The 24,337-nt window shown below is 68.0% G+C and carries 21 protein-coding genes and 1 pseudogene; 14 read left to right on the forward strand and 8 right to left on the reverse strand.

Translation table 11 applies throughout. The features are described from left to right. Positions 1–18: 18 nt before the first annotated feature. The 3 genes from G7043_RS40790 to G7043_RS40800 are packed head-to-tail and all read left to right on the forward strand — an operon-like array spanning position 19 to position 5,027. Complete coding sequence (locus G7043_RS40790) at positions 19–1,869, forward strand: rhamnogalacturonan lyase family protein (RefSeq protein ID WP_166054058.1); 1,851 nt, start codon at positions 19–21, stop codon at positions 1,867–1,869. 4 nt (positions 1,870–1,873) lie between these two features. Next, the gene (locus G7043_RS40795) at positions 1,874–3,208 is read left to right on the forward strand and encodes a right-handed parallel beta-helix repeat-containing protein (protein WP_313888328.1); all 1,335 of its coding nucleotides are present in this window, start codon (positions 1,874–1,876) and stop codon (positions 3,206–3,208) included. Between the two features lie 4 nt (positions 3,209–3,212). Next, positions 3,213–5,027, forward strand: a complete 1,815-nt coding sequence (locus G7043_RS40800) for a family 43 glycosylhydrolase (protein ID WP_207312394.1) — start codon at positions 3,213–3,215, stop codon at positions 5,025–5,027. Positions 5,028–5,117: 90 nt separating this feature from the next. On the opposite strand, the gene G7043_RS40805 is transcribed toward G7043_RS40800, so the two are convergent. Continuing rightward, the gene (locus tag G7043_RS40805) at positions 5,118–5,882 is read right to left on the reverse strand and encodes an SDR family oxidoreductase (RefSeq protein ID WP_166054060.1); all 765 of its coding nucleotides are present in this window, start codon (positions 5,880–5,882) and stop codon (positions 5,118–5,120) included. Positions 5,883–5,982: 100 nt separating this feature from the next. Here G7043_RS40805 and G7043_RS40810 point away from each other — a divergent pair, with 100 nt between their 5' ends. After that, positions 5,983–6,873, forward strand: a complete 891-nt coding sequence (locus G7043_RS40810) for a helix-turn-helix transcriptional regulator (RefSeq protein ID WP_166054061.1) — start codon at positions 5,983–5,985, stop codon at positions 6,871–6,873. A gap of 16 nt (positions 6,874–6,889) precedes the next feature. On the opposite strand, the gene G7043_RS40815 is transcribed toward G7043_RS40810, so the two are convergent. Beyond that, positions 6,890–7,342, reverse strand: coding sequence for a MarR family winged helix-turn-helix transcriptional regulator (locus tag G7043_RS40815; RefSeq protein ID WP_166054062.1), 453 nt, complete (start codon positions 7,340–7,342; stop codon positions 6,890–6,892). A gap of 107 nt (positions 7,343–7,449) precedes the next feature. Between G7043_RS40815 and G7043_RS40820 the strand changes: the two genes are divergently transcribed. Next, positions 7,450–8,958 (forward strand): carboxylesterase/lipase family protein, encoded by a 1,509-nt coding sequence (locus G7043_RS40820; protein WP_166054063.1) that lies wholly within the window; start codon positions 7,450–7,452, stop codon positions 8,956–8,958. 22 nt (positions 8,959–8,980) lie between these two features. Here G7043_RS40820 and G7043_RS40825 read toward each other — a convergent pair whose 3' ends face one another. Then, positions 8,981–9,346: a MarR family winged helix-turn-helix transcriptional regulator gene (locus G7043_RS40825; protein WP_166054064.1), complete on the reverse strand. Its 366-nt coding sequence runs from the start codon at positions 9,344–9,346 to the stop codon at positions 8,981–8,983. Between the two features lie 16 nt (positions 9,347–9,362). Here G7043_RS40825 and G7043_RS40830 point away from each other — a divergent pair, with 16 nt between their 5' ends. Next, positions 9,363–9,491, forward strand: coding sequence for a hypothetical protein (locus tag G7043_RS40830; RefSeq protein ID WP_242643248.1), 129 nt, complete (start codon positions 9,363–9,365; stop codon positions 9,489–9,491). 17 nt (positions 9,492–9,508) lie between these two features. Here G7043_RS40830 and G7043_RS40835 read toward each other — a convergent pair whose 3' ends face one another. After that, positions 9,509–10,918 carry a family 43 glycosylhydrolase gene (locus tag G7043_RS40835; RefSeq protein ID WP_207312395.1) on the reverse strand — a complete coding sequence of 470 codons (1,410 nt, stop codon included), beginning with the start codon at positions 10,916–10,918 and terminating at the stop codon, positions 9,509–9,511. A gap of 10 nt (positions 10,919–10,928) precedes the next feature. Continuing rightward, positions 10,929–12,815: a glycosyl hydrolase 53 family protein gene (locus tag G7043_RS40840; protein ID WP_166054065.1), complete on the reverse strand. Its 1,887-nt coding sequence runs from the start codon at positions 12,813–12,815 to the stop codon at positions 10,929–10,931. 347 nt (positions 12,816–13,162) lie between these two features. Here G7043_RS40840 and G7043_RS40845 point away from each other — a divergent pair, with 347 nt between their 5' ends. Together G7043_RS40845 and G7043_RS40850 are read left to right on the forward strand one after the other, a co-directional pair. Then, complete coding sequence (locus tag G7043_RS40845; protein ID WP_166054066.1) at positions 13,163–16,366, forward strand: RICIN domain-containing protein; 3,204 nt, start codon at positions 13,163–13,165, stop codon at positions 16,364–16,366. Positions 16,367–16,405: 39 nt separating this feature from the next. Continuing rightward, entirely contained in the window at positions 16,406–17,803 is a 1,398-nt protein-coding gene (locus G7043_RS40850; RefSeq protein ID WP_166054067.1) for a BNR repeat-containing protein, read from the forward strand. A 143-nt stretch (positions 17,804–17,946) separates the two neighbouring features. On the opposite strand, the gene G7043_RS40855 is transcribed toward G7043_RS40850, so the two are convergent. Then, positions 17,947–18,438 (reverse strand): MarR family winged helix-turn-helix transcriptional regulator, encoded by a 492-nt coding sequence (locus tag G7043_RS40855; RefSeq protein ID WP_166054068.1) that lies wholly within the window; start codon positions 18,436–18,438, stop codon positions 17,947–17,949. A 156-nt stretch (positions 18,439–18,594) separates the two neighbouring features. Between G7043_RS40855 and G7043_RS40860 the strand changes: the two genes are divergently transcribed. The 6 genes and pseudogenes from G7043_RS40860 to G7043_RS40885 all read left to right on the forward strand — a co-directional run bounded on the left by G7043_RS40860 (position 18,595) and on the right by G7043_RS40885 (position 21,901). After that, the gene (locus G7043_RS40860; protein ID WP_166054069.1) at positions 18,595–19,539 is read left to right on the forward strand and encodes an NmrA/HSCARG family protein; all 945 of its coding nucleotides are present in this window, start codon (positions 18,595–18,597) and stop codon (positions 19,537–19,539) included. A gap of 136 nt (positions 19,540–19,675) precedes the next feature. Continuing rightward, positions 19,676–20,056, forward strand: a complete 381-nt coding sequence (locus G7043_RS40865) for a DoxX family protein (RefSeq protein ID WP_166054070.1) — start codon at positions 19,676–19,678, stop codon at positions 20,054–20,056. Between the two features lie 131 nt (positions 20,057–20,187). Then, on the forward strand, positions 20,188–20,364 hold the full coding sequence (locus tag G7043_RS50465; RefSeq protein WP_166054071.1) for a twin-arginine translocation signal domain-containing protein: 177 nt from the start codon (positions 20,188–20,190) through the stop codon (positions 20,362–20,364). Continuing rightward, a complete protein-coding gene (locus tag G7043_RS40875) occupies positions 20,352–20,822 on the forward strand; it encodes a (2Fe-2S)-binding protein (protein WP_166054178.1) in 471 nt (156 codons plus the stop codon). The genes G7043_RS50465 and G7043_RS40875 overlap by 13 nt, the downstream gene beginning before the upstream one ends. After that, positions 20,822–21,469: pseudogene (locus G7043_RS40880) on the forward strand (FAD binding domain-containing protein); the annotation flags it as partial. The gene G7043_RS40875 and the pseudogene G7043_RS40880, both read left to right, overlap by 1 nt. Positions 21,470–21,763: 294 nt before the next feature. Beyond that, positions 21,764–21,901 (forward strand): hypothetical protein, encoded by a 138-nt coding sequence (locus G7043_RS40885; protein WP_207312396.1) that lies wholly within the window; start codon positions 21,764–21,766, stop codon positions 21,899–21,901. Here the strand turns inward: G7043_RS40885 and G7043_RS40890 are convergent. Beyond that, positions 21,873–23,171 carry a (Fe-S)-binding protein gene (locus G7043_RS40890; RefSeq protein WP_313888329.1) on the reverse strand — a complete coding sequence of 433 codons (1,299 nt, stop codon included), beginning with the start codon at positions 23,169–23,171 and terminating at the stop codon, positions 21,873–21,875. The genes G7043_RS40885 and G7043_RS40890 overlap by 29 nt on opposite strands. Beyond that, the gene (locus G7043_RS40895) at positions 23,168–24,334 is read right to left on the reverse strand and encodes an FAD-binding oxidoreductase (protein ID WP_166054075.1); all 1,167 of its coding nucleotides are present in this window, start codon (positions 24,332–24,334) and stop codon (positions 23,168–23,170) included. Before G7043_RS40895 ends, G7043_RS40890 begins: the two co-directional genes overlap by 4 nt. Positions 24,335–24,337: the final 3 nt, after the last annotated feature.

Here is a 24,337-nt window from a genome sequence, read left to right on the forward strand (position 1 = left end):
CCTGCACAGGGAGGATTCATGAAACTGTCCAAAAAGGTCTCGACAGCCGGGGCCGTAGTCGCCCTGCTGTCCGCCACGGTGACGGCTTCTGCCGTCGCACCGGCCGCCGCGACGCCCCCGGTCGGCGTCGCGGCGGCCGCCAGACCGATGGAGAACCTCGGCCGCGGCGTCGTCGCCGTGCGGTCGAGCAACACCGCTGTGCTGGTCTCCTGGCGGCTGCTGGGGCTCGACCCGGACGGCATCGGGTTCAACGTGTACCGGTCCACTGCCGGAGGCCAGGAGGTCAAGCTCAACTCCGCGGTTCTGACCGGAGGCACCAACTTCACCGACTCGACGGCGGACCTGACCCGGTCGAACAGCTACCGGGTACGGCCCGTGGTCGACGGCGCGGAACAGCCACCGAGCGGCGCCTTCACGCTGACCGCCAACCACGCCGTCGAGCCGGTCGTCCGCGTGCCGCTGCGCTCCGGCGGCCCGGTGAAGTTCGTCTGGGTCGGCGACCTCGACGGCGACGGTGAGTACGACTACGTTCTGGACCGCCAGACGTCGCCGCAGACCCTCGAGGCCTACCGGCGTGACGGCCAGCTCCTCTGGTCGGTCAACATGGGACCCAACAGCACCAACCAGAACAACATCGAAGGTGGATCGTCCACCATCGACGTCGGCCACAACGACGGCGTCACCGTCTACGACTTCGACAGCGACGGCCGTGCCGAGGTCGCCGTGCGGATCGCCAACGGCGTTCGCTTCGGCAACGGCACCACCTTCACCAACAGCGACAACAACCGTCAGTTCATCGCGATCCTCGACGGCATGACCGGGGCACCCCGCGCCACCGCTCCCGTGCCGACGGACTACCTGCGGGACGGCCCGATGTACGCCCGGTTCGGCGTGGGCCACCTCGACGGTACGCGGCCGAGTCTGGTCGCCTTCATGAAGAACCGGATCGGCAGCGGGGCGTTCAACCTCATGATGGGCGCCTGGCAGTTCGACGGCCAGGAGCTGACCCAGCAGTGGAAGTGGCTGCGCGGCAACCAGAACGCACCCGACGGGCACAACACCCGCGTCATCGACGTCAACGGCGACGGTACCGACGAGGTCGCCGAGATCGGGTTCGTGCTCAACGGAAACGGCACCCTGCGGTACTCCCTGGGGCCCTCGGGCATCATCCACGGCGACCGCTTCCACATCGCCAAGATGGACCCCAGTCGCCCAGGCCTGCAGGGTTACGGCGTTCAACAGGACAACCCCAGCGGCCTGCGCGAGTACTACTACGACGCCACTGACGGCTCCATCATCTGGCGACACACCGCGTCCGGTACCGCCGACGTGGGACGCGGCATGGCGGGCGACATCGACCCGCGGTTCCCCGGCATGGAGGTCTGGTCCTTCTCTGGCCTCTACAACGCACCCGCCAACCGCCTCACCGAACCGAACACGTCGCTGAGGCCGTGGCCGCAACTGGGCCTGTGGTGGGACGGCGACATGACGATGGAACTGCTCAACGACGGCAAGTTCGAGAAGTGGGACCCGAACAACCCCAAGCCCACCAACGGCTTGCAACGGCTGCTCAACACCTCGACCTACGGCGCGGTCGACGCGAGCCAGGAAGTCCAGCCGACCTTCTACGCCGACATCCTCGGCGACTGGCGTGAAGAAGCCGTGTACACCAACGCGAGCTACAACCAGCTGATCATCTTCACCACCAACCAGCCCACGAGCACAAGGCTTTACACGCTGGCGCACAACCCCGCCTACCGCAACGCCATGACGCTCAAGGGGTACATGCAGTCCCACCACGTCGACTACTTCCTGGGCGTCGGCATGAGCCGGCCACCCAGGCCGAACATCACTTACCCAGGCAGGTAAAGCTGTGAAGAACACGATCTACCTGACCCGCGCGCTCCTTGTCGCGGTGATCACGGCGACCCCTCTTGTGATTGCCGCAGGCCCGGCATCGGCCGCGAGCGTCTACTACGTCGCTCCCAACGGAAATGACAGTGCGGCCGGTACGCAGGCCGCTCCGTGGGCGTCGATCGCCCGCGCGCAGACAGCCGCCAAGCCGGGGGACACCGTCTACTTCCGAGGCGGCAGGTACGCCTACACCCGTGCGAACAGCGCCTGCTCGAGCCAGACGGCCAGAGTCGACGCGATCACCCTGAACAAGAGCGGCAGCTCGGGCAACCCGATCCGGTACTGGGCCCATCCGGGGGAGAAGCCGGTCTTCGACTTCTCGCGAATGAGGGACGACTGCCGCATCAAGGGCTTCAGCGTCACCGGCAACTGGATCCACCTCAAAGGACTGGAAGTCACCGGCGTACCGCAGAACAACAACCGCAACGCCGAGTCCTGGGGGCTCTGGATCTCCGGCAGCAACAACACCTTCGAGCAGATCGACACCCACCACCACATGGGCACCGGTCTGTTCATCAACGGAGGGGGCGGCAACCTCGTCCTCAACTCGGACTCGCACGAGAACTACGACCTGCGCAGCAACGACAGCCCCGGCGAGAACGCCGACGGGTTCGGTTCGCACTACACGCCCGCCGGGCGGCCCGCGAACGTGTTCCGGGGGTGCCGCGCGTGGTGGAACGCCGATGACGGGTACGACCTGATCTCCACCTACTCGCCTGTGCTCATCGAGAACTCGTGGGCGTGGCGCAACGGGTACGTGCCGGGGACGACGACGTCCGCGGGCAACGGTGCCGGTTTCAAGATGGGTGGCTTCGGCCGCGAGTACGACGCCGGGGCGGTGAAGCACACCGTCCGCTTCTCGGTGGCGTTCAACAACAAGGCCGCTGGCTTCTACTCCAACCACCACCCGGTGGCCAACGACTACTTCGACAACACCAGCTACGGCAACCGCCCCGATTTCGACATGCGGGGAATCAACTCGAGCGGCGCCTCCGTCGGCAGGGGCACCCTGCGCAACAACATCGCCTACACCGGCACGCTGCTCGCGAACATGAACGGCACGACGGCCTCGCACAACTCCTGGAACCTCAACGTCCCGTTGTCGGACGCGCAGTTCCGGAGCGTGTCGACGTCCGGCTGGGACGCCCCCCGCCAGGCCGACGGCAATTTGCCCGTGCTGCCGCACCTCCGCCTCGCCGCGAACAGCGCGTTGATCGACAAGGGCACCAACGTGGGTCTGCCCTTCAGTGGAAGCGCGCCGGATCTCGGCGCCTTCGAGAACGATGGAAGGTGACATCTTGAGGCAAACATCGCGCGTCGCTTCGAAGTACTGGAAGTTGTCCGCCACCGCACTCTTGGCTGTGGCGCTGGCGGTACCGCTCTCAGTGAGCACCGCTGCGGCGGACCCACCGGCAGCCCAGATACAGCAAGCCCAGATGCAGGCAGACCAGCCACCTGCGACGGAACTCCAGGACCAGGGCGCCGGACCGGTGATGGATCGCGGTCTCGACTTCCTGGTGTCCGACTACCAGACCCGCGTTCCGTCGAAGTACACGGCTGACTCCTGGGCTCCCTTCGCCAAGGCGTTGACCACCGCTGCCGGTGTCGCCGGTAACAGGTCGGCCGCTGTTTCGGAGGTCGCTGCCGCGAAGACGGCGCTGATGAACGCCGCCGGCGAGCTGAAGGCGGCTGACGAGGGCACGTTCCAGACCATCACGAACAACAAGTTCTGGAACGACACCAGCGGCAACCCGATCTATTCGCAGGGTGGCGGCGTCTTCAAGTTCGGTGACACCTACTACTGGTACGGCGTGCACTACTCCGGTGCCGAGCTCTACCGGGCCAACCCGACGCGCAAGTACGACGGGAACGTCAGCTTCGTGTCGATCCCGGTGTACTCGTCGAAGGACCTGGTGAACTGGAAGTTCGAGAACCGGGTCGCGACGCGTTCCACCGGCGTCGGCAGCGGCGCCAACATGGGAGGTGCGGGCTGGGTCGGGCGTCTCGGTGTCTCGTACAACGAGAACACCGGCAAGTACGTGCTCGCCACGCAGATGTGGCACACCGGTCGCGGCGGACACGGTGTTCTGCTGCTGCAGGGCGACTCGCCCACCGACACCTTCGACTACGGCTACTTCCAGACCCAGATCACCAACTCGCCCACGACCGGCACCGGTGACCAGACGGTCTTCACCGACGACAACGGCAAGGACTACCTGATCTTCTCCAACCGCGAAGGGCGTTCGCGCGGCTTCGTGGCCAAGTTCCGGGAGTCCGACTCGCTGCGGATCGAGCCGGGCGTGGAGATCCGCCGCGGCTCCGGTCGCGAGGGCAACGCCATGTTCAAGCTCGACGGCAAGTACTACCACGCGGCGTCGGACCTGCACGGCTGGAACACCTCGGTCAACTACGTCAACGAGTCGACCAGCAGCAACGTCCAGGGCTCCTACAGCAGCGAGTACGTCCTTGCCGGCACCGAGATGGACTACAGCCACGTGACCCAGACCGGGTTCTTCGTGACGGTCAAGGGCACCAAGCAGAACACGGTGATCTACGCCGGCGACCGCTGGGCCGACTTCGCCTGGAACGGTATCGGCTACAACCAGTGGGTGCCGATCACCAAGACCGGTGCGCGGCCACGGTTCCACTCGGTGAGCCAGTGGGAGTTCAACGTCACGACCGGCGAATGGCGCACCGGGCCGGCGAACAACTACATCCTCAACCCGGACATCCAGGCCGACCGCATCATCGTCTCCAGTGTGCGTGGATGGCGGAACCTCGGCGGTTCGGTGACCAACGTCAACGGTGGTGTGAACGGGTCTCGCTTCGCCCTTCAGGTGAGCAACAGTGGCGGCGTGGAGCAGCGGATCGAGTCGGTGCCCGCGGGCACCTACACCCTGTCCACGTACGCTCGGGGCAGTGCCGGACAGGTCGTGATCACCGGCGCCAACGGCAGCCAACGCACCCTGAGCATCCCGTCGTCGAGCGGCTGGGCCAAGCGCGAGCTCACCGGCATCGTGCTACCCAGCGGGGGCGCCACTGTCACCGTGCGGGCGTCGGGTTCAGGCGGTGTTGTCGTCGACCAGTTCTCACTGGTCAAGACCTCAGCGTAACCAGGGCAGAGACCGCGTCAGCGGTGTGATCGCCGACCTCCACCACGGCCATCGGCGCCGGGGTGGAGGTCGGTCGCGTGACGGCACCAGTCAGTTGCCGTGCGGGGCCATGCCGTTGAGCACCGCGACAACCTGCTCGTAGTCGCCACGAGCCTCGGCGTACCGCAGGAATTTGACCTGTTCCACCTGGATCTCCGTCGTCTCGGGCTGGGTCTCGATGATGCTCATGACCTCGGCGATGTAGGCGTCGAGCGGTACGGCGTGCTCACTGTCGGCCTGTCCGGGCATCAGATCCGTCTGAACCATCGGGGGTTCGAGTTCGGCGACCCGCACCGTCGTGTCGGCGAGCTGGAGCCGCAGTGACTCGCTGAGCATGTGGATGGCGGCCTTGGACGCGTTGTAGCTCGGTGTCATCTTCAGCGGGGCGAACGCGAGTCCGGAGGAGACGGTCATGATGGTGGCGTCGGGCCGGGTCTGCAGGTGCTCGACGAAGGCGGCGATCAGGCGGATCGGGCCGAGGAGGTTGGTGGTCACGATGCGCTCGGCCGAGTCGAGGAACGTCTCGGGGCGGTGCCAGTCCTCCGCGCTCATGATGCCGGCCATGGTGATCAGCACGTTGAGCTCGGGGTGGCGGGCGAGCACGTCCTTGGCCGCGGACTGGATGCTGTCCGGGTCGGCGGTGTCGATGCGGACGGTGTCGACGCCGGGGTGTTCAAGAGCGATCTTGTCGAGCAGTTCGGTGCGCCGGCCGCCGATGATCACGGTGTTGCCGCGCTTCCGCAGAGCGAGGGCCAGCGCCAGGCCGATGCCGCTGGTGGCCCCAGGGATGAAGACGGTGTTGCCGGTGATGTCCATGCCAAGACTTTCGCGCTGAAGCCTCAACGCGAGGCAGAGATCACTTATCGGGGGATCGGCGATCCCTGGCTCACGTGAGCAGGAGCCGGATACTGGGGGTGTGGATCGTGCGGAGCTCGCGGCCTTCCTGCGCCGTCGCCGGGAGGACCTGCGTCCGGAAGACGTCGGGTTGTCGGAGGGTGCGCGCAGGCGGGCGCCGGGGCTGCGGCGGGAGGAGGTCGCGGCGCTGGCGGTGATGTCCACGGACTACTACACGCGGCTGGAGCAGCAGCGAGGTCCGCAGCCGAGTGAGCAGATGCTGGCCTCGCTGGCCCGCGCGCTGCGGTTGAGCGACGACGAGCGGGATTATCTGTTCCGGGTGGCCGGCCGCAACGCCCCGTCGCCGCAGATGACCGCCACGCACGTCGCGCCCGCGTTGCAACGGGTGCTGGACCGGCTGTCGGACACGCCCGCGTTGGTCCTGTCCAGCCTCGGCGAGGTGCTCGTGCAGAACCGGTTCGCCGAGGCGTTGTACGGAGACACCTCCCGGTACACAGGGTTGGCCCGCAGCTGGAGCTACCGCTGGTTCACCGACCCCGACGCGCGCCTGATCTACCCGGAGCGCGACCGCGCCCGGCACAGCCGGGCGCAGGTGGCGAACCTGCGCGCCGCGTACGGGCCGTTGGGTCCGCGATCACGTGCCGGTGAGCTGGTGCGCGCGCTACGCAAGGAGAGCGTCGAGTTCGCGGAGCTGTGGGAACGGCACGAGGTCGCGAAACGGTTCGTGGAGCACAAGGTGCTGGTGCACCCGCAGCTCGGCGAGATCGAGGTCGACTGTCAGGCGTTGTTCACCGAGGACCAGTCACAAATGCTGCTGGTGCTCACCGCGCCGCCGCGCACGGAGGCGTTCGAGAAGCTGCAGTTGCTCGGAGTGCTGGGCACCGAGAAGTTCGGCGACGCGCAGCGGGCCGGCCTCTCCGCCGGTCAGGCCGGCGAGAGCGGGTACCGGTAGCTGCCTGCCGCCGGAGTCACCCGGTCGGCATGCCGACCCGCGCGGCCTCCACGGTCCGTCGCAAGACGGCGACGGTGCCTGCCAGCTGCTCGAGTGATCGGCCGGTCAGCGGGTCGGCGAGCCAGATGCGCAACTCGTTCTCGAACGTGGGGGTGGCGGCATCCATCAGTCGCCGGCCCTCATCGGTCAGAACGATCAGCGAGGAGCGGCGGTTCTCCGGGTTCGGGCGCCGGCTCACCCACCCCGCGGCCTCGAGCCGGTCGACCGCCTTGCTGGTCGCGCCCACGGTGATCGCGACCTCGTGGGCGAGGTCGTTGACCCGGCAGTTGTCCCGGCCGCCGATGATCCGCAGGAACTCGAACTGCGCCGTGGTCAGGCCGTGCTCGGCCCGCAACCGCTCGCCGAGGACGTTGTAGAGCCTCGTCTCGTACCTGACGAGGTCGGCGAACACCTGTGCGACATCCACCACAGGGTGATCCTTCCCTGAAAGGTCATTCCTTGGAATAAACTATCGGACACCGGTTCGCTCCGTCATCGGACCCGTCCGTTGTCCCGCATACGAAGGCATGATCCAGAATGACCGACTCCTACCTGGTCGACACCGCTGCCGGCACGCTACGCGGCATGCCCCTGCCCGGCGGCAGCATCCTGTTCGCGGGTGTCCCGTTCGCCGCTCCACCGGTCGGACCGCTGCGGTTGCGTCCGCCCCGACCACGGCAACCGTGGCCCGGTGTCCTGGATGCCACCCTGTTCCGCCCCGCACCCGCGCAGCGCGTCAGCGCCCTGGTGTCCGGGCAGGCCGCGCCTCCGCCTTTCCCGGGCAGCGACCTGTGGGCCCCGCCGACGCACTGCGACGAGGACTGCCTCTACCTCAACGTCTGGACCCCCGACCCCGCCGGCAGTCGCCCCGTGATCGTCTGGATCTACGGTGGGGGCTTCGACAGCGGCTCGGCGGCACCCCCGATGACCGACGGTGCCGCACTGTCCCGGCTGACCGGCGCGGTGGTGGTCGCGGCCAACTACCGGCTCGGCGCGCTCGGGTACCTGCACCTGGCCGATCTCGGCGGTCCGGACTGGGCGAACTGCACCAACCTCGGTCTCCAAGACCAGGCCGCGGCCCTGCGCTGGGTCCGCGACAACATCGCGGCCTTCGGCGGGGACCCCGGCAACATCACGGTCGCAGGACAGTCCGCAGGAGCCTCCTCCATCGGCGCGCTGCTCGCCGCGCCCGCCGCGGCGGGCACCTTCCACCGGGCGATCCTGCAAAGCGGACACGCCCAACGGGTCGTCGACACCGCCACCGGCACCGCGATCGCCACAGACCTGATGGCCGCCCTCGGCCTCGACGAGATGGACGATCTTCTCGACGTTCCGGTCTCTGCGATCCTCGAGGTGCAGAGCAGTGTCATCGACGCCGACCTCGGCCGCCGCAGCCTGCCCGGCGGGCGTGGGTGGGGCGTGGTGGTGGACGGCAACGTCCTTCCCGAGCACCCGCAGCAGGCAGTCGCCGACGGCGCCGCCTCCGGGATCGGCCTGCTCGTCGGAGCCAACCGAGACGAGATGCGCCTCTTCCAAGCCCTGCAAGGGCCTGCCTACGCGCCCGCGGACGAACGTGCGCTCCTGGCCGAAATGCGGCAGGCCGGCATCGCCTCTCCCGAGCGGCTGCTCGCCGCCTACCGGCATCGGGCGCCCGACGCGGACCTGCCCGGGCTGCGCACGCTGTTCCTGACCGACGCCGTCTACCGGCGACCTGCCGGCGGGCTCGCCGCCGCCCAGGTCGCCGCCGGTGGACGTGCCCACACCTACCTGTTCTCAGCCGAACCACTAGGCCCGGTGCTCGGCGCGAGCCACGGCGCGGAGCTTGCCCTGCTCTTCGACCACGTCGACCCGGCCTCCCCGCAACTGCTCGAAGTCCGCGACGACCTCGCCTCCGCATGGGCCCGCTTCGTCGCCACCGGCGACCCGGGATGGCCGCTCTACGACCCTCAGGCCCAGCCCAACACCCGCCAGTTCGGCGCCAACGCCGGCATGGTCACCGACCCACCTGCCGACGACGTCGCCGCCGCATGGGCCGAACGAGCCTGATCCACGCCGGGAGCCGGCAGCGTTACCGGGTGGAAAGGCCGGGGAGTTCCGCCACCGCCGACTCCGGAGATCCCCACGGCTCCTCCAGTGCGGCCCGAAGCGCGGTGACGGTGTCCACGCCGACGCGCCCGGCGAGCGCGGCTTCGAGCCCGGCCAGCATCTGCATCGTCTCCGCGCGGCGCCGAGCACCGGCCACCGTGAGGCGCACGAGCTTCGACCGAGCTGACTGCGGGTCGGTCTCCACGGTCACCACGCCCGCGGCGACGAGTTCATGGACCCACTGGTGCGCGGTCGGGGCGCTGACGCCCAGACGCCGGGCCAGTTCGGCGATGCTCGCCCCTTCCGACGGGAGCTGACTCAGCAGGGTCCTCGGGGCCGTCCAGGCCATCGGCGCCGACCGGCTGCTGTTCGCCGTCGACTACCCCTACGAATCGACCGCCGAGGCAGTCGAGTTCCTCCGCACAGCGCCGTTCTGCCGCGCCGACCTCGAACGCATCGCACACCTCAACGCGGCGCACCTGCTGCGTCTCTGAACGGAGTTCCGGCTTGATCAGAGGGTCGGGACGATCGTGGCGATGGTGCCGTCGGGGTTGAACGTCATGCGGTCGATGGTCACCTCGCGGTTGGTGCCGTTTCCCGCGGGCATCGCGAAGCGGTGGTAGGCAACGTGCCAGGTGTCGGTGCCGGGCGTCTTGACGACCGAGTGGTGCCCGGTGCCCTTGATGCCGAGGCTGAGCCGTTTCTGGAGCACGACACCGCGCTTGGTCCACGGTCCGAGCGGGGACGAGCCGGTCGCGTAGGCGACCTGGTAGTTCTCGTCGCGCGTGTCGCCCTCCGACCACATGAAGTAGTAGGTGCCGTTGCGCTTCAACACGAACGCCGCCTCGCGGAACCCGGAAGTCGTGATCGTGCGCACCGCCGCCGGGTTGAACGAGATCATGTCCGGGTTCAGCGGAACGACGTGCGCCGCCCCGTTGCCCCAGTAGAGATAGGACTGTCCGTTGTCGTCGGTGAACACCATCGGGTCGATGGCCTGTCCTGAGTACGCTCCGGCCCGGATCAGCGGTGTGCCCAGGGCATCCCGGAACGGGCCGGTGGGGGAGTCGGACACGGCGACGCCGAGGTGCTTGGCGGTGTTGCCGGACGCGGCGCCGCCGCTGAAGTACAGGTAGTAGCGGCCGTTCTTGGCGACCACCGCCGGCGCCCACGCCGAGTTGTCGGCCCACGACACGTCCGGTCCGTGGTTCAGGATCACGCCGTGGTCGGTCCAGTTGACCAGGTCGGTTGAGGAGAAGGCTTTGTAGTGGGGCGCGGACCAGCTCGCGTAGCCATCGGTCGTGGGGTAGAGGTAGTACCGGCCGTTGAAGTGGGTGATGTGCGGGTCCGCGAACAGCCCGGGGATGACCGGCCCCTTGGTGGTCTTGGGGGTCCACGGCGCGGTCAACCGGAAGGAGCTGGCGGCCCGGAACTCCGCGGTGTCCTGGGTCGGGTCGAGCCAGAGCTCGAGGTTGCGGTGCCGCAGCCGCCGGTTCGGGAAGTTGAACGACACCAGCGACGTCGAGCCGGTCACCGAACCCGCTGTGGGGCAGAACGTCGCGTCGCCGCGGAACTCCGCCGCACCCGTGTTGGCCTCCAGGCGCACGCGGTAGTCCCGGTGCCGCAGGAACAGCCCGTTGGTGGCCTGGAAGGAATAACACGACGGTGACGCGAGACCGGACACCACGGTGAAGGTGGCGTCCGACTTGGCCTGCGCCGAACTCCCGGAGGTGACCGCGCCGAGGCGGCCCAGCCGGTCGCTGTGCTGGACGAACCGGCCGGGGAGGTTCACCGACTCCAGCGACTGTGCCCCGGTGGGGATCGTTGCGGTGGGCAGGACGTCCGCGGGCGCCGGAGCGCCGGGAAGGATGACGGCCGAGACGACGAGAGCCGTCACCACAAGAGCACGTGCCGGTCGGTTCATGTCGCCCTCTCTAGATCACGTCGATGACCGCGGTGACCTTGCCCAGCGCCGTGGTTCCGCTGACGACGACCTCACCGGGCCGGTCAGTCGCTCCGCCCGGCAGTGGTTGCCAGCGAACGGGAATGGCGGTGAGGGCGTTGCTCGCGGTGGTGAGCCTGCGGACGGTGGACGGGAGTGCCGGGGTCCTGCCCACGCGTGTGGCGACGTGAACGGTGTCCTCGAGGACGTACTTGGCCCGGCTCGCGTTGAACACGTTGATCGACGCGTGCGGCTCGTAGGTGTCCGGCATGCCAGGCACGGCGCGGAACATCGTCTGCCAGCCGACCGGCTCCCAGACCAGTACGCCGGCGCCCCTGTTGCCGACCACGTCGTTGGCGGCCTGGAAGACCCGCTGGATGGCGTCCGCCTGTCCCTGGATCGTGCGCGGGAATGGCGAGTTGGGCATCGGCGCGCCACCGCCGCCGGACGCCGGGTAGGAGGTCTCGGCGATGTCGATCTCGTAGCCGGGGTACGTCGTCGCGATCTCGTGGAGGTTGGTTTCCAGCGCCTCCGGCGTACCGTGCCACTCCGGGTAGTAGGAGATCGCGAGCACGTCGGGGTTCTGCCCCTTGGCCTTCACCCTGGTCAGGAACTGGTGCCAGAACTCCATGGTCTTCTCGAGCCGCCCGGTGCCGACGATCACGTGGATCTCGACCTTGCTCTTCGGCGACGTGTCGCGGACGGCCTTGATCCCGGACGCGGCCAGCGTGGTGAACCGATCCCACGCCTCTTCGTAGAGCCGTTGCTCGGCCGGGTCGGCCGACTTCCAGTACCGCCACAGCAGGCCACCGCCCGGCTTCGACTGGTAGACGTCGGCCTGGTCGACGAAATACGGCGGGGCCGTCGTGCCGATGAGTGCCGCCTCGTTGCCGTACATGAAGCCGTTGATGATCTCGTTGCCGACGGCGACCTTGTCCGGCCTGGTGCCCTGGCGAATCAGCTGACGCAGGTAGTCCTGGGTGTAGCCGTAGACCGCCTTGGTCAGATCGGCGAACTCCAGCTGTGCCCAGGCGCGCGGTTTCGGCTGCTTGCTCGGGTCCGCCCAGGAGTCCGCGTAGTGGAAGTCGATGCCGAGACCCAGGTTCCGGTTCTTGACCAGTCGCGCGGACTCGAGCGAACGTTGCGGACCCTGGTACGGGATCGCGTTCGGCTGGCCGGTGCTCTCGCTCCTGGGCTCGTTGAAGATCCGCAACCGGGAGAACTGCATGCCGCGGTCCTTGACCACGTCGAGCACGTGTGGTCCGGCACCCTTGTCGGCGGACAGCGGGTTGACCCAGTACTGGTGGTTCCTCCGATCGTCCATCCAGGACAGATCGGCGCCGAGGGTGAGGTCGTCGCGCAGGTAGTTGAAGACCTGCAGCTCACTCACCCCGACCTTCGCGGTGCCGGTGATCGTGAGCCGGACGAAGCGCGTTCCGGGCCGGGTGAACAGGTGTACCGCTCCCCGTGCCGCGGTGCGGTTGTGGGACATGTCGGCGATCTCGTTCCACCGGCTGCCGTCGGGCGAGGCCTCGATGGTGTACCGGTAGGCCACGCCGCGGTCGGCGAAGAGCACCTTGACCTTGCGCAGGTTGTCGTAGGCGCCGCCGAGGTCGACGGTGAGCCGCTGCCTGGCGCTGGGACCGTCCGAGTACCAGGATGTCGCCGGGTTCCCGTCGATCGCTGATCCGGCGGTCGACGAGCCGCTGCTCGCGGTGGCGGAGGCCCAGAACTTGGCGGCGATGTTGCTCTCGATCGGTTTAATGTCGGCGGTGCCGTAGATGGCGTGCGCTGGCGGGGGAACTATCAGCACCCCGGCCGCCATGGTCACGAAGGCGGCGAATGCCGCGGTGACACGCGACCGAAACCGAGCGATCATGTCTCTCTCTCCGAACATGTGCGGGTTGTGAGTTGGCAAGGTGGTCGCGGTTCCCTTCGGGCAGAAGGGAAGGGGACACGAGATCAGCCGTCGTCCGGCGCCAGGTAGTTACCATGGCTCGTTTCAATCCACGGCGCAAGGCTTGACTCTGTTGCAAGACAGGAAGGAAAGCGGTTTCCCAATCGAATGGCGAGCAGTCGGCCGCGTCGAATCGACGTGACGTTCGACGGGCTCATGTCGAACGTCGCGAACCGAAGCGAGACGCTGCACCTGCGCCCCTTGTGTCAGACGAAGGAAAGCGCTTTCCTGGTCGTAGGTCCGTCCGCTGGCCGACAGGAGACCTGACTGTGCATCACCGATCCGTCCGACCTCCGCTGGACCGCGGCCCAGCCGCACCGGCCCGCGCCCGCGCCCGCGCCCGCAAGATTCTGTGCGTGCTGTCGCTGTCCGCGCTGTTCCTGGCATCCGTGCTGTTCGGGACACTCGCCAACACGCCGGCAGTCCTGGCCGAAGACGCGTCGGTACCTGTCACGGTGAGCAACCGCGCCACCGGCAAGTTCATCGATGGTGCCGGACGTACGAGCGAGGGTGCCAACGCGAGCCAGTACGCGGGATCGGGCAGCGACAACCAGCTGTGGCTGATCGAACCGGCGGGAAGCTACGTCCGGATCAAGAACCGGGCCACGGGGCTGTACCTCGACGGCATGGGCCGCACCGCCGGCGGGTCTGTCTGCGGTCAGCGGAGCGACTCCGCTGACAACAGCCAGCAGTGGACGCGGGAAGCTGCCGGAGGCTTTGCCAAGTTCAGGAACCGGGCGACCGGGCTGTACCTCGACGGTGCCGGGCGCACCGACGACGGCGCGGACCTCAAGCAGTACGGCGCCAGCAGCAGCTCCAACCAGCAGTGGTCGGTGTCCGAGACGGGTCACCGGATCGTGCTGAACGGGAACGACATCAAGGCCGGCAACGTCAACGGCCTCACCTTCAAGGGGTTCGGCCTGCTCAGCGCGAACAGCACGAGCGAGCTGCTGATGGACTACAAGTCGCAGCACCCGGACAAGTACGCGGAGATGCTCCAGATCCTGTTCGGTGGACCGAGTCCGGTCCTGACGAACGTGAAGATCGAGATGGGCAACGACCGGAACAACTCCACCGGGCCGGATCCGGCCACCATGCGGTTGGAGAATGAGGCGCCGAACGTCAAGCGGCATCAGGGGTTCCAGCTCGCGGCCGACGCCAGGAAGGTGAACCCCGGCCTCAAGGTGAGCATCCTGCGCTGGAACGCCCCCGCGTGGGCGAACAGCAATGACAAGATCTACACCTGGTACAAGAAGTCGATCATCGAGGCGTACCGCACCTACGGATTCATGGTCGACTACGTCAACCCCGGGCTCAACGAGCGTGCGCCGGACCTGGCCTGGAGCAAGCGGTACGCGAGCCTGGTCAGGGCGGACGCCTCCGGTTTCGCCAACGCCACCGAGCGCGCGCTGTACAACCGCATCCAGGTGGTGATCTCGGACGAGGCCGGGCTGGGCAGCTTCGGCGGGGCGATGGTGAGCGATGCCGGCCTGCGTGACGCCGTCGCGGTTGCCGGATACCACTACAACCCCGACGACGACAGCGTCGGAAACTTCAAGCGCCTGGCTCAGGTGTTCGACAAGGAGGTCTGGAACAGCGAGGCGCAGGCCACCTTCGGCAACTCGGCTTTCCGGCCCAACAACAACATGAAGGAGCCGACTGTCGCGGGGACCGGCATCGGCGGCAGGAACAGCGCGCTGGAGATGGGTAACACGATCATCAAGGGGTTCACCAACTCCAACCGGACGAACTTCATCTACCAGCCGGCCGTAGGCGCCTTCTACGAAGGCGGGCAGTACAGCTTCAAGGAACTGGTCAGCGCGCGCGACCCGTGGTCGGGCTGGATCCACTACGACGCGGGCCTCCACATCCTGCGGCACTTCAGCTGGTTCGCGAAGACCGGCTGGGAGAACCAGGGCAACACCGCAGGGGTCTGGAGAGCCGTGCCCCAGTCGAGCCACACCGGCGCCACGGGCACCAACCCCGTCATCGGGCGCAACGGCACCCCCAGCTACCTGACGCTGGCCGCGCCGGACAAGCGGGACTTCTCGACCGTCCTCATGAACGACAGCGAGTACCCGCAGACCTACCGCGTCAGCACCGTCAACATGGCGTACACCGGTGCGCCCGCACTGGAGATGTGGGAGACGCGCGCGGCCGACCGGGGTCAGGCCTTCAACGCCAACTACATGAAGCATCTTGGCAACGTCACCGCCGGCTCCGACGGTGTGTACACCGTCAAGGTCAAGGCCAACTCGGTTGTCACCGTGACGACACTGGCGCGGCACACGAACCCGGCGTACCAGGCGCCGCTGCCGGTGGAGGGTGCGCGAACCGTGCTGGACACGGACGCCTCCGGTTCGGGCAACCACACCCAGGACGACACCTTGTACGCGGACGACTTCGACTACACCGACAAGCGCGTGCCGGTGATCGGGGCCGGCGGCGCGATCGTGGGAAGCGAGGACTTCGTCGCCTCCCGCGGCGGATCCAAGAGCGCGATTCCGCTGTACGCAAGCGATCGCAACGGCGCTTTCGAGGCTCATCTTCCGGACGGGTCGACCAACTATGTTCTCCGGCAGCAGCTCGACAGGACGATCCACGGGCTTGGCGGCGCGTGGAGCAGCGGCGATCCGGTCACCCGGATCGGAGACAGCCGGTGGTTGAACTACGAGGCCAGCGTCGACGTCTCGTTCGAGAACAACGGTCTGCAGGACGGCGCCAACCACGCCGTCCTCGGGGTCCGGCAGCAGCACGGCGATGTCGGCGCACCATACAAGCTGAAGTTCACCTTCGACGGCGGCTGGCAGCTGATCGTCAACGGCAACGTGGCGGCCAGTGGCAATGTGGTGAGCGGCGTCGGCGGTGTGAGAATTCCGGGTTTCAACACCGCCCACAACGCATGGCACAAGCTCGCCCTCAAGGCCGCCGGCAGTGAGGTCACCGCTTCACTCGACGGCGTCACGCTCACCCGGCACACCGATCCGGCACCCAAGCTCTCCGGCCGCGTCGAGCTCGGCAGCGGCTACTACAACACCAGGTTCGACAACCTCCGAGTGCGCACCCTCGACGGCTTCACGCCGTATTACGCCGAGCTGCTGGACAACCTGGAGACGAACGATCTGGGCGGCGCGCCCGCCACCAAGCTCGTCTACAGTGGACAGTGGGCTCATGAGAGCGGCAAGAGCATGTTCAACTACCAGCGGACGTTGTCCGCGAGCCAGGGATCCGGCGCGACGCTGAGCTACACCTTCACGGGAACCGGGCTCGACATCACCGGACCCAACAACGGTTCGGCGGTGCTCGAGGTGACCGTCGACGGACGCGTCGTCGCCAGCGAGGCCCGCACGGTGGCATCGGCCGAGTTCTACCAGGCCTTCGCCCTGCGCGGGCTCGCGTCCGGGCGGCACGACGTTCAGATCAAGGTGCGCAGCGGAACCCTGGTCGTCGACGCGGTCGCGGTTGTCGGCTAGCACGACCCCAGGTCCGAACCAGTGAAGAGGACGCCGCTCATGGCCGCATACAGGACGATTTTGGCATCAGCAGTGGTCGCGGCGTCGCTGGCCGTCCCTGGGACCGCGCAGGCGGAACCTGCGGCGCGCCTGGTCGCGGACACGGTGCTCGACGCCTCGGCGCTGTACTTCGTCTCCTACGACGGGGTGGTGAACAACAACTCGTTCCAGCAGGACGCGATCCTGACCTACAAGGGTCGTCAGTACGCCACGTGGTACACCGCGAGCCGCAATGCCGTGATCGCGCGGCGGGCGGTGGGCAGCACGCGGTGGGAGGTCGTGACACTGCAGCACCGGCTCAGTGTCAACGACTCGCACAACGTGATCTCGCTGGGAATCTCGCCGCAGGACGACACGATCCACGTCGCGATGGACACGCACAACACGCGCCTGTACTACATGCGTTCCACACCTGGACTTGCGAACGGGACGCAGCCGTGGAACGCGGCCGCGTTCGGCCAGGTGCAGCGCACGCTCGGCGGCGTCGAGCTCGGTGCGATGACCTACCCGCAGTTCGTGGTCACGCCTGAGGGCAGACTTCAGTTCAGCTACCGCACCGGTGGTTCGGGCAACGGAGTCAACGAGCTCGCCGAGTACTCCGGCGGCACGTGGCGCAAGCTGGGCGTCTGGTCGTCCGCGACGGGTTCCTACACCGGTCCCAACGGGGTCGTGTCGAACACCCGGAACATGTACCTGCACGGCTTGACCTATGACCGAAGTGGACGGTTGCACGCGGCGTTCACCTGGCGAGAAGGCAACACCGGCGTGTTGTGCAATCGCGGAGGCCTGACCAACCACGACACCGGCTACGTCTACAGCGACGACCGCGGGCGGACGTGGCGCAATGGCGCCGGCGCGGTGGTGGGCACGACGGGTGGCACTTGGGTGGGCGTGAACTCGCCGGGCCTGATCGCCGATCCGCTCGATCCCAACCACGGCCTGATGAACCAGGAGAGCCAGGCCGTCGACTCGGCGGGCACGCCGCACGCGGTGATCAGCTATGTACCCGGACGCTTCACCCAGTGCGTCACGGCCTACGCCAGGCAGCGCGCACAGTACGGTCGCACATTCCACCTCGTCCGGGGTGCGGATGGTAGGTGGGCCAAGAGAGAAGTGCCGGTTCCGCCGGCGCACACCCAGCGCTCCAAGATCGTCTTTGATCGAGCGGACAACGCCTACCTGGTCATGCCGCGCGGCAAGATCGTTTCAGCGACCAAGGCCAGTGGCTGGGCGGACTGGAAGCTCGTGTTCGACGCGGCGTCGTTGAAGGCGTTCGGAGAGGTGAACGTCGACACTTCCCGCGTTGTGTCCGAAGGGATTCTGTCTGTGCAGTACCAGCAGGTCTCGAGCGGAACGACGCCGTCGGCGATACGCGTGGCGGACTTCCTGCTGGGATGAGCGGCTGAAAGCCAGCCGGTCACGCCACCGCGTCGGCGATCAGGACGGCGCTTTGTCGAGCCCTTCTCGGCCGCGTCCAGCAGCTGGTGCTCCGCCCGCCGGCGCGGTCGAGGGCCGCCTCGGCGAGATCGGCGCCGGCGGTGTCACCGGCGAGAGGACCGCGATGACGGTCGCGGTGGCACGTCGTCCAGTTGTTCGAGGATGCGGTTGGAGAGCCGCGCGAAGGTGGCGAGTTCGTCCGGCTTGAGGGCATCGATGACCAGGCGGCGGACCGTGGCCACATGGTGCGGTGCGGCGGCCTCGATCCTTTCACGGCCTGCCGGTGTGATGGCGACGAAGGCGCGGCGTCCGTCCTCGGCGCATTCCTCCCGGGCCACCAGGCCGCGCTTGATCATCCTGGCGATCTGGTGGGACAGGCGGCTCTGCTCCCACTCGATGGTGCCGGCGAGGTCCTGGAATTGTCGCCGGCCGTCGGGGGTGTCGGTGAGGGCGACGAGGATCTCGAAGTCGGCGCCGGACAGTTTGTGCGCCTGCAGGTCGCGCTCCAGCATGGGCCAGAACTTCTGCTGCAGACGGACGAAGGCGCGCCAAGCATGCTGCTCGGCGGGGCTCAGCCACGCGGGTGTGTCGTTCATGTGCAACGAGCCTACCTGGACGCTTGACATGTCATCTACCCGTACCTAATGTACATGACACATCATGTGACACGTCATGTAGTTCGGGCGTGCATATAGATGACATGTCATGTGGCGGCGATGTGCCGCCGCTGACCGAACAAGAAGGAGAAGGTCGTGGCGGAGCAGAAAGTGATCGCGGTGGTTGGCGCAACCGGCGCTCAGGGTGGCGGGCTGGCCAGGGCGATCCTTGCCGACGCCGGTGGTGAGTTCGCGGTACGTGCGCTGACCCGCCGCCCCAACTCGGACGCCGCGCGTGAGCTCACGGCCCTGGGTGCCGAGGTGGTGAAGGCCGACATCGGCGACCTGCGGAGCATGACGGAGGCGTTCGACGGAGCGCATGGGGCGTTCCTGGTGACCAACTTCTGGGAGCACATGTCACCCGAGCGGGAGAAGCAGGAGGCGGCAACCATGGCCCAGGCCGCCAAGGCCGCCGGTGTCGCCCATGTCATCTGGTCGACGCTCGAGGACACCCGCGACTACATCCCGCTCGACGACGAGCGCATGCCGACGCTGATGGGTAGCTACAAGGTGCCGCACTTCGATGCCAAGGCCGAAGCCAACCAGTTCTTCACCGATGCCGGGGTGCCGAGCACTTTCCTGCAGACGACCTTCTACTGGGAGAACCTGCTTGGCCCGATGGCGCCGCGACGGGGAGACGACGGAGTGCTCGTGCTGGCCATGCCGATGGCCGACAGTCCGCTCGCCGGCATCGCCGTGGAAGACATCGGCAAGACCGCCTATGGCATCTTCCGCCGCGGCGGTGACCTCGTGGGCCGCACGGTGCCCATCGCCGGCGAGCACCTGACCGGCAAGCAGATGGCCGAGCAGCTCAGCGCGGCCCTGGGTGAAGCGGTGGTGTACGCGCCAGTGCCCTTCGACGTGATGCGGGCACAGCCGTTCCCCGCCGCGGCCGAGACGGGGAACATGTTCCAGTTCTACGCGGAAGTGCCGCAGTTCAACGAGGTCCGCGACATCGACGCCGTTCGCGACCTGAACCCGCAACTGCAGACGTTCCAGCAGTGGCTGAACGCGCACAAGCACGCCTTCGCCGGCGCCTGACGGGCGACCCGGCGGATCCCGTACCGCCCATCTGATCCCCAGGTCCCCCGGCATTCCCGCGAAATGCGCTTTCGTCTCGTCGGGACGAATCACGAGAACGTCGGGGCCCTGTCTGCCCTTCCTGATTGGTCAACTCATGAACATCGTTTTGTGGATTCTGGCCGGCCTGCTCGCCGCGCTCTTCCTGGGCGCCGGCGGCGCGAAGCTGGCCCAGTCGAAGGAGAAGCTCGTCGCCTCGCCGAACATGGCGTGGGCCGAGGACTTCTCTCCGGGCATGCTCAAGCTCATCGGCGGCCTGGAGGTGCTGGCCGCGGTCGGGTTGATCCTGCCTGCCATGCTGGACGTCGTTCCCGTGCTGGTGCCGCTGGCCGCCGTCGGCCTCGTGCTGGTGATGGTCGGGGCGGCGATAGTCCACGCCACGCGCAAGGAGTCCAGCGCGATCGTGACGAACCTCGTGTTGATCGTGGTGGCCGGCACGGTGGCGTGGGGCCGCTTCGGCCCGTACTCCTTCGCCTGATCGCCAGCAGCGTCTGTGCAGGGGAGGGCCACTATGCCCGCCAGCACCCTCGAGGACGTCCTCGTCAACCGCTCCGTATCGCCGGGTCTATCACAGGCCAAGATCACACCCCACACCTCGCGAGGTTCGATATGAGCGATGGAACACGAACATCCGACAACGACGGCGGGACAGGTAGCGGTCTCTCCCGACGCGGCTTCCTCGGCCGGGCAGCGGTGGCGTCCGCCAGCGTGACCGTGCTCGGGCAGGCTGGACCGCAACGGCGGCAACCGGCCAGGACGGGCAAGGAGAGAACCTGGTCGACGTGACGCTGGTGGTCAATGGCGGAACGGAACGCCTTCGCGTGGATCCACGGGTCACGCTGCTCGACGCGCTTCGGGAACGGTTGGGCATGACCGGCTCCAAGAAGGGCTGCGACCACGGTCAGTGCGGCGCGTGCACGGTGCACGTGGACGGAGAGCGGGTGCTGTCCTGCCTGACCCTGGTGGCGGCGACGAATCGCCGCCGGGTGACCACTGTGGAAGGGCTCGCCCAGGGCGACAAGCTGCACCCGGTGCAGCAGGCGTTCATCGACTGCGACGCCTTCCAGTGTGGGTTCTGCACCTCTGGCCAGCTCATGTCCGCGGTCGCGGTGCTCCGTGAGGGTGGACTGACCTCGGACGAGGACATCCGCGAGCGGATGTCCGGCAACCTCTGCCGGTGCGGGGCCTACACGAACATAGCCGACGCCATCAAGACCGTGCGGGCCGAACGGAGGACGAGCTGATGCGTCCCTTCGATTTCGCCCAGGTCAACACCGTCCACGACGCGATCGGCCACACCGGCGACGGCTCCGCCTACCTGGCCGGTGGCACCACGCTGGTCGACCTGATGAAGCTGGAGGTGCTCACCCCGAGCCATGTCCTGGACATCAACCGCCTTCTCCTGCGCGACGTTCGCCTGGACGGCCGCGGCCTGCACATCGGCGCGTTGGCACGGATGAGCGCGGTGGCCACCGACCGCCGGGTGGTGACCGAGTACCCGGTCCTCGCGCGTGCACTGCTCGCCAGCGCGTCCGGGCAGCTGCGCAACATGGCCAGCATCGGCGGGAACCTCCTGCAACGCACCCGCTGCGGCTACTTCCGGGACATCACGACACCCTGCAACAAGCGTCAGCCGGGCAGCGGCTGCTCAGCACTGCACGGCGAGAACCGCACCCACGCGGTGCTCGGCACGTCCGACCAGTGCGTGGCCACCCACGCCAGTGATCTCGCGGTCGCCCTGGTCGCGCTCGACGCCGTGGTGGAGCTCGCCGGCCGGACCGGCCAGCGCAGCGTCCCGCTCGCTGACTTCTACCGTGAACCGGGGACCACGCCACAGGTGGAGAACGACCTGCGGCCTGGAGAGCTGATCACTGGAGTCATCGTGCCCCGGACAGCCGGGTGAACTCCCGGTGATCGCCAAGCCGAATGCCGACATCAGCGCGGTCGACGGTGATCTCGCGCTTCCGGTCGAACAGGCGGCGCGCGCCCCTGGCCCTGGCGCCGAACGCGCGGGGCGCCCAGGTGGACGGCCTGCTGCGACTGGCCTCGCCCGGTACGCGGGTACAACCGGCTGGCTCCGGGTGAACTGGAGGCCCACCGGCAGGCCGAACCGGTCTTCGCCGCCGCGCTCGCCCGCCGCGGCGGACTGGCCGCTCCCGACCTGACCACCGCCGTGCACGCGGCGATGATCAACGCCGCGTTGCGGGCGGCCGTGGAGCACCACGCGTTCCACGCCGACCCCGCCGGCGACGAGACGACGGATGGCGTGGAGGCGGCGGTCAGCGAGGCCTTGCTCATCGCCGCTCGCGGGTTTTCGCGTTGAGGTCGGCTGTCGCGAACAACGCGACGCCACGGATCGAGGCGTCGAGCAGCTGAACCGGGTGGACAACGGTGATCCCCTCGTCGAGGAACCGCCGGATCTGCAGCAGGCAGCCCGCGTTGGCCGTCGCCACGACGTCAGGTCCGGTCGCCTGGAGGTTCTCCGCCTTTCGCCTGCCGAGTTCTTCCGCGGTGTCCGGCTGGACGAGGTTGTAGATCCCGGCGGAACCGCAGCACAACTCCGCCTCCGCGATGTCGTGGACGGACAGGCCGGGAATGCTTCTCAGCACTTCTCTCGGTTGGCTTCGTACTCCCTGCGCGTTGGCCAGGTGGCAGGCGTCGTGGTAGGCGACCCGGAGGTCGAGCGGTGCGCGCGCGGTCCTGGCGGGCAGTTCGGCGAGCAATTCGGTGATGTCGCGAACCTTGGCGCTGAAGGCCTTTGCCCGCTCGGCGAAGTCGGGGGATCCAGACAGGATGTCGCCGTACTCCTTGAGCGCCGATCCGCATCCCGCCACGTTGGCGACCACGACGTCGAGCCGGTAACGCTCGAACATCTCGATCGTCGCCTTGGCGCGTTCGGCTCCGTCCTCCTCGTGGCCCGCGTGGGACGACAGCGCGCCGCAGCACTGGTTGTCCCGCGGCACGTACACGTCACAGCCTTCCGCGGCGAGAACACGGACCGTGGCCGCGTTGACGTCACCGAAGAACACCCGGTTCGCACAGCCCGCGAGCAACCCGACTCGCAGTCGCACCTCGCCGCGGCCGGGAGTCATCTCCGGCACCGAGGAGAACAAGGCCTGCAGCCCCACCGGTGGCAGCAATGCTTCCAACGCCCGCAACCGTGACGGCAGGCGCTCCACCACCCCCAGGCGGTGGAGCAACGTCCTGAGACCGGAACGGGTGTAGAGCAAGCCGGCGAGCGCGGCCAGGCGCAACCGGTTCGGGTACGGGAAGAGCGCGAAGATCAGCCGGCGGAAGAGCCGGTCGGCGAACCCGCGCGGCACCTCCCGTTCCACCTGCGGTCGAACCGACTCGATGAGCTTGTCGTAGCGGACACCGGACGGGCAGGCGGGCACGCACGCCAGGCAGCCGAGGCAGGAGTCGATGTGACCGCCGAAAGCCTCGTCGACACTGATCTCGCCGCGCGCGGCCAGATCCATCAGGTAGATGCGGCCACGCGGTGACTCGGTCTCCTGCCCGCTCACCACGTAGGTGGGACAGGTCGGCAGGCAGAATCCACAGTGGACGCAGTCGGCGAGCGGTTCGGAGTTCACGACAGGCCCTTCTCGTCGTCCAGCCAGCCGTCGAACCGGCCGGCGCCGAAACGGCAGGTGGGGTCGAACCGGTGTTTGACCGCCCGCATGACCCTGATCGCGGAGGGCGGCGGACCCCACGCGCTCGACGTGTGCAAGCCGTCGCGGCGCAGGACCGTCACGTTCGCGTGGTGGTCGTCGTGCAGTGCGGCCAGAAGGTGGCTGTGCGCACGTGCGGCACCGCCGTGCACGCGCACGGTGTGCACTCCGGCCGGTACCGAACTGGAGATCGTCACACCGAGACCGAGGTCGTCGGCGAACGCCCGGATCTTGCCCAGCGCGGCCGGACCTGCCGCGGGCAGGGCGCCGAATCGCACCACCGTGTCGCCGGGCTCGCCGACGGCTGTCGCCGCGACCGCCGACCACTCCTCGCACGCCTCGTCGTCCGTGAGCACCGTGGCGCCGTCGGCGGACACCTCGCGAACGCGGTCGGCGACACCGTCAGGGGTGCCCTCCAACCTCACCAGCAGCCGGTCGTCCGGTCCCGCGCACCACTCGAGTGCGGCGGCCTCGACCCCGGACGTGACGAGGTGGGTGGCGACCTGGAATCCGTGTTCCGCCGACGCCGGTACGCGCACGGTCGTCACGGCGCGCGGCGCGGGATGCAGCCGTAGTACCACCTCGGCCACGACACCAAGCGTGCCAAGCGAACCGTGGAACAGCTTCGCGAGGTCGTAGCCTGCCACGTTCTTGATCACGTGGCCGCCGGAGCGGGCCGTGGTGCCGTCGGCGAGCACCACGGTCGTGCCGATGACGAGGTCCCGAAGGCTGCCGTGGCTCGTGCGCAACGGTCCCGCGTCGGCGGTGGCCAGCAGCCCGCCGACCGTGGCGTCCTGCGCCGCGCGGGCCGGGTCGAGTGCCACCCGCTGACCGTGTTCCCGCACGACCTGCTGCACGATCGCGAGCGGGGTGCCGGCGCGCACGGCGATCGTCATGTCGGCGGGGCTGTACCTGATCACCCCGGTGAGACCGGTGGTGTCGACCGTCGCGTCGGCGGGCCGGGCGGGCGCGCCCCAGCCTTCCGCCGTGCCGTTGCCGGTGATCAGCAGCCTCGGGTGGGTTGCCGCGGTCTCGGCGATGGCGGCGCCGAGTTCGTCCACTGTGGATGGACAGAGTGCGGTCATGCG

Origin of the sequence: Lentzea alba, assembly GCF_011067745.1 — a bacterium.
Lineage (GTDB): Bacteria > Actinomycetota > Actinomycetes > Mycobacteriales > Pseudonocardiaceae > Lentzea > Lentzea alba.

Coding starts and splice junctions, on each gene's coding strand:
- G7043_RS40895 (WP_166054075.1), bottom strand. CDS start 24,334: ATGACCGCACTCTGTCCATCCACAGTGGACGAACTCGGCGCCGCCATC.
- G7043_RS40835 (WP_207312395.1), bottom strand. CDS start 10,918: ATGAACCGACCGGCACGTGCTCTTGTGGTGACGGCTCTCGTCGTCTCG.
- G7043_RS40840 (WP_166054065.1), bottom strand. CDS start 12,815: ATGATCGCTCGGTTTCGGTCGCGTGTCACCGCGGCATTCGCCGCCTTC.
- G7043_RS40885 (WP_207312396.1), top strand. CDS start 21,764: ATGATCAACGCCGCGTTGCGGGCGGCCGTGGAGCACCACGCGTTCCAC.
- G7043_RS40865 (WP_166054070.1), top strand. CDS start 19,676: ATGAACATCGTTTTGTGGATTCTGGCCGGCCTGCTCGCCGCGCTCTTC.
- G7043_RS40820 (WP_166054063.1), top strand. CDS start 7,450: ATGACCGACTCCTACCTGGTCGACACCGCTGCCGGCACGCTACGCGGC.
- G7043_RS40850 (WP_166054067.1), top strand. CDS start 16,406: ATGGCCGCATACAGGACGATTTTGGCATCAGCAGTGGTCGCGGCGTCG.
- G7043_RS40790 (WP_166054058.1), top strand. CDS start 19: ATGAAACTGTCCAAAAAGGTCTCGACAGCCGGGGCCGTAGTCGCCCTG.
- G7043_RS40855 (WP_166054068.1), bottom strand. CDS start 18,438: ATGAACGACACACCCGCGTGGCTGAGCCCCGCCGAGCAGCATGCTTGG.
- G7043_RS50465 (WP_166054071.1), top strand. CDS start 20,188: ATGAGCGATGGAACACGAACATCCGACAACGACGGCGGGACAGGTAGC.
- G7043_RS40825 (WP_166054064.1), bottom strand. CDS start 9,346: ATGGCCTGGACGGCCCCGAGGACCCTGCTGAGTCAGCTCCCGTCGGAA.
- G7043_RS40805 (WP_166054060.1), bottom strand. CDS start 5,882: ATGGACATCACCGGCAACACCGTCTTCATCCCTGGGGCCACCAGCGGC.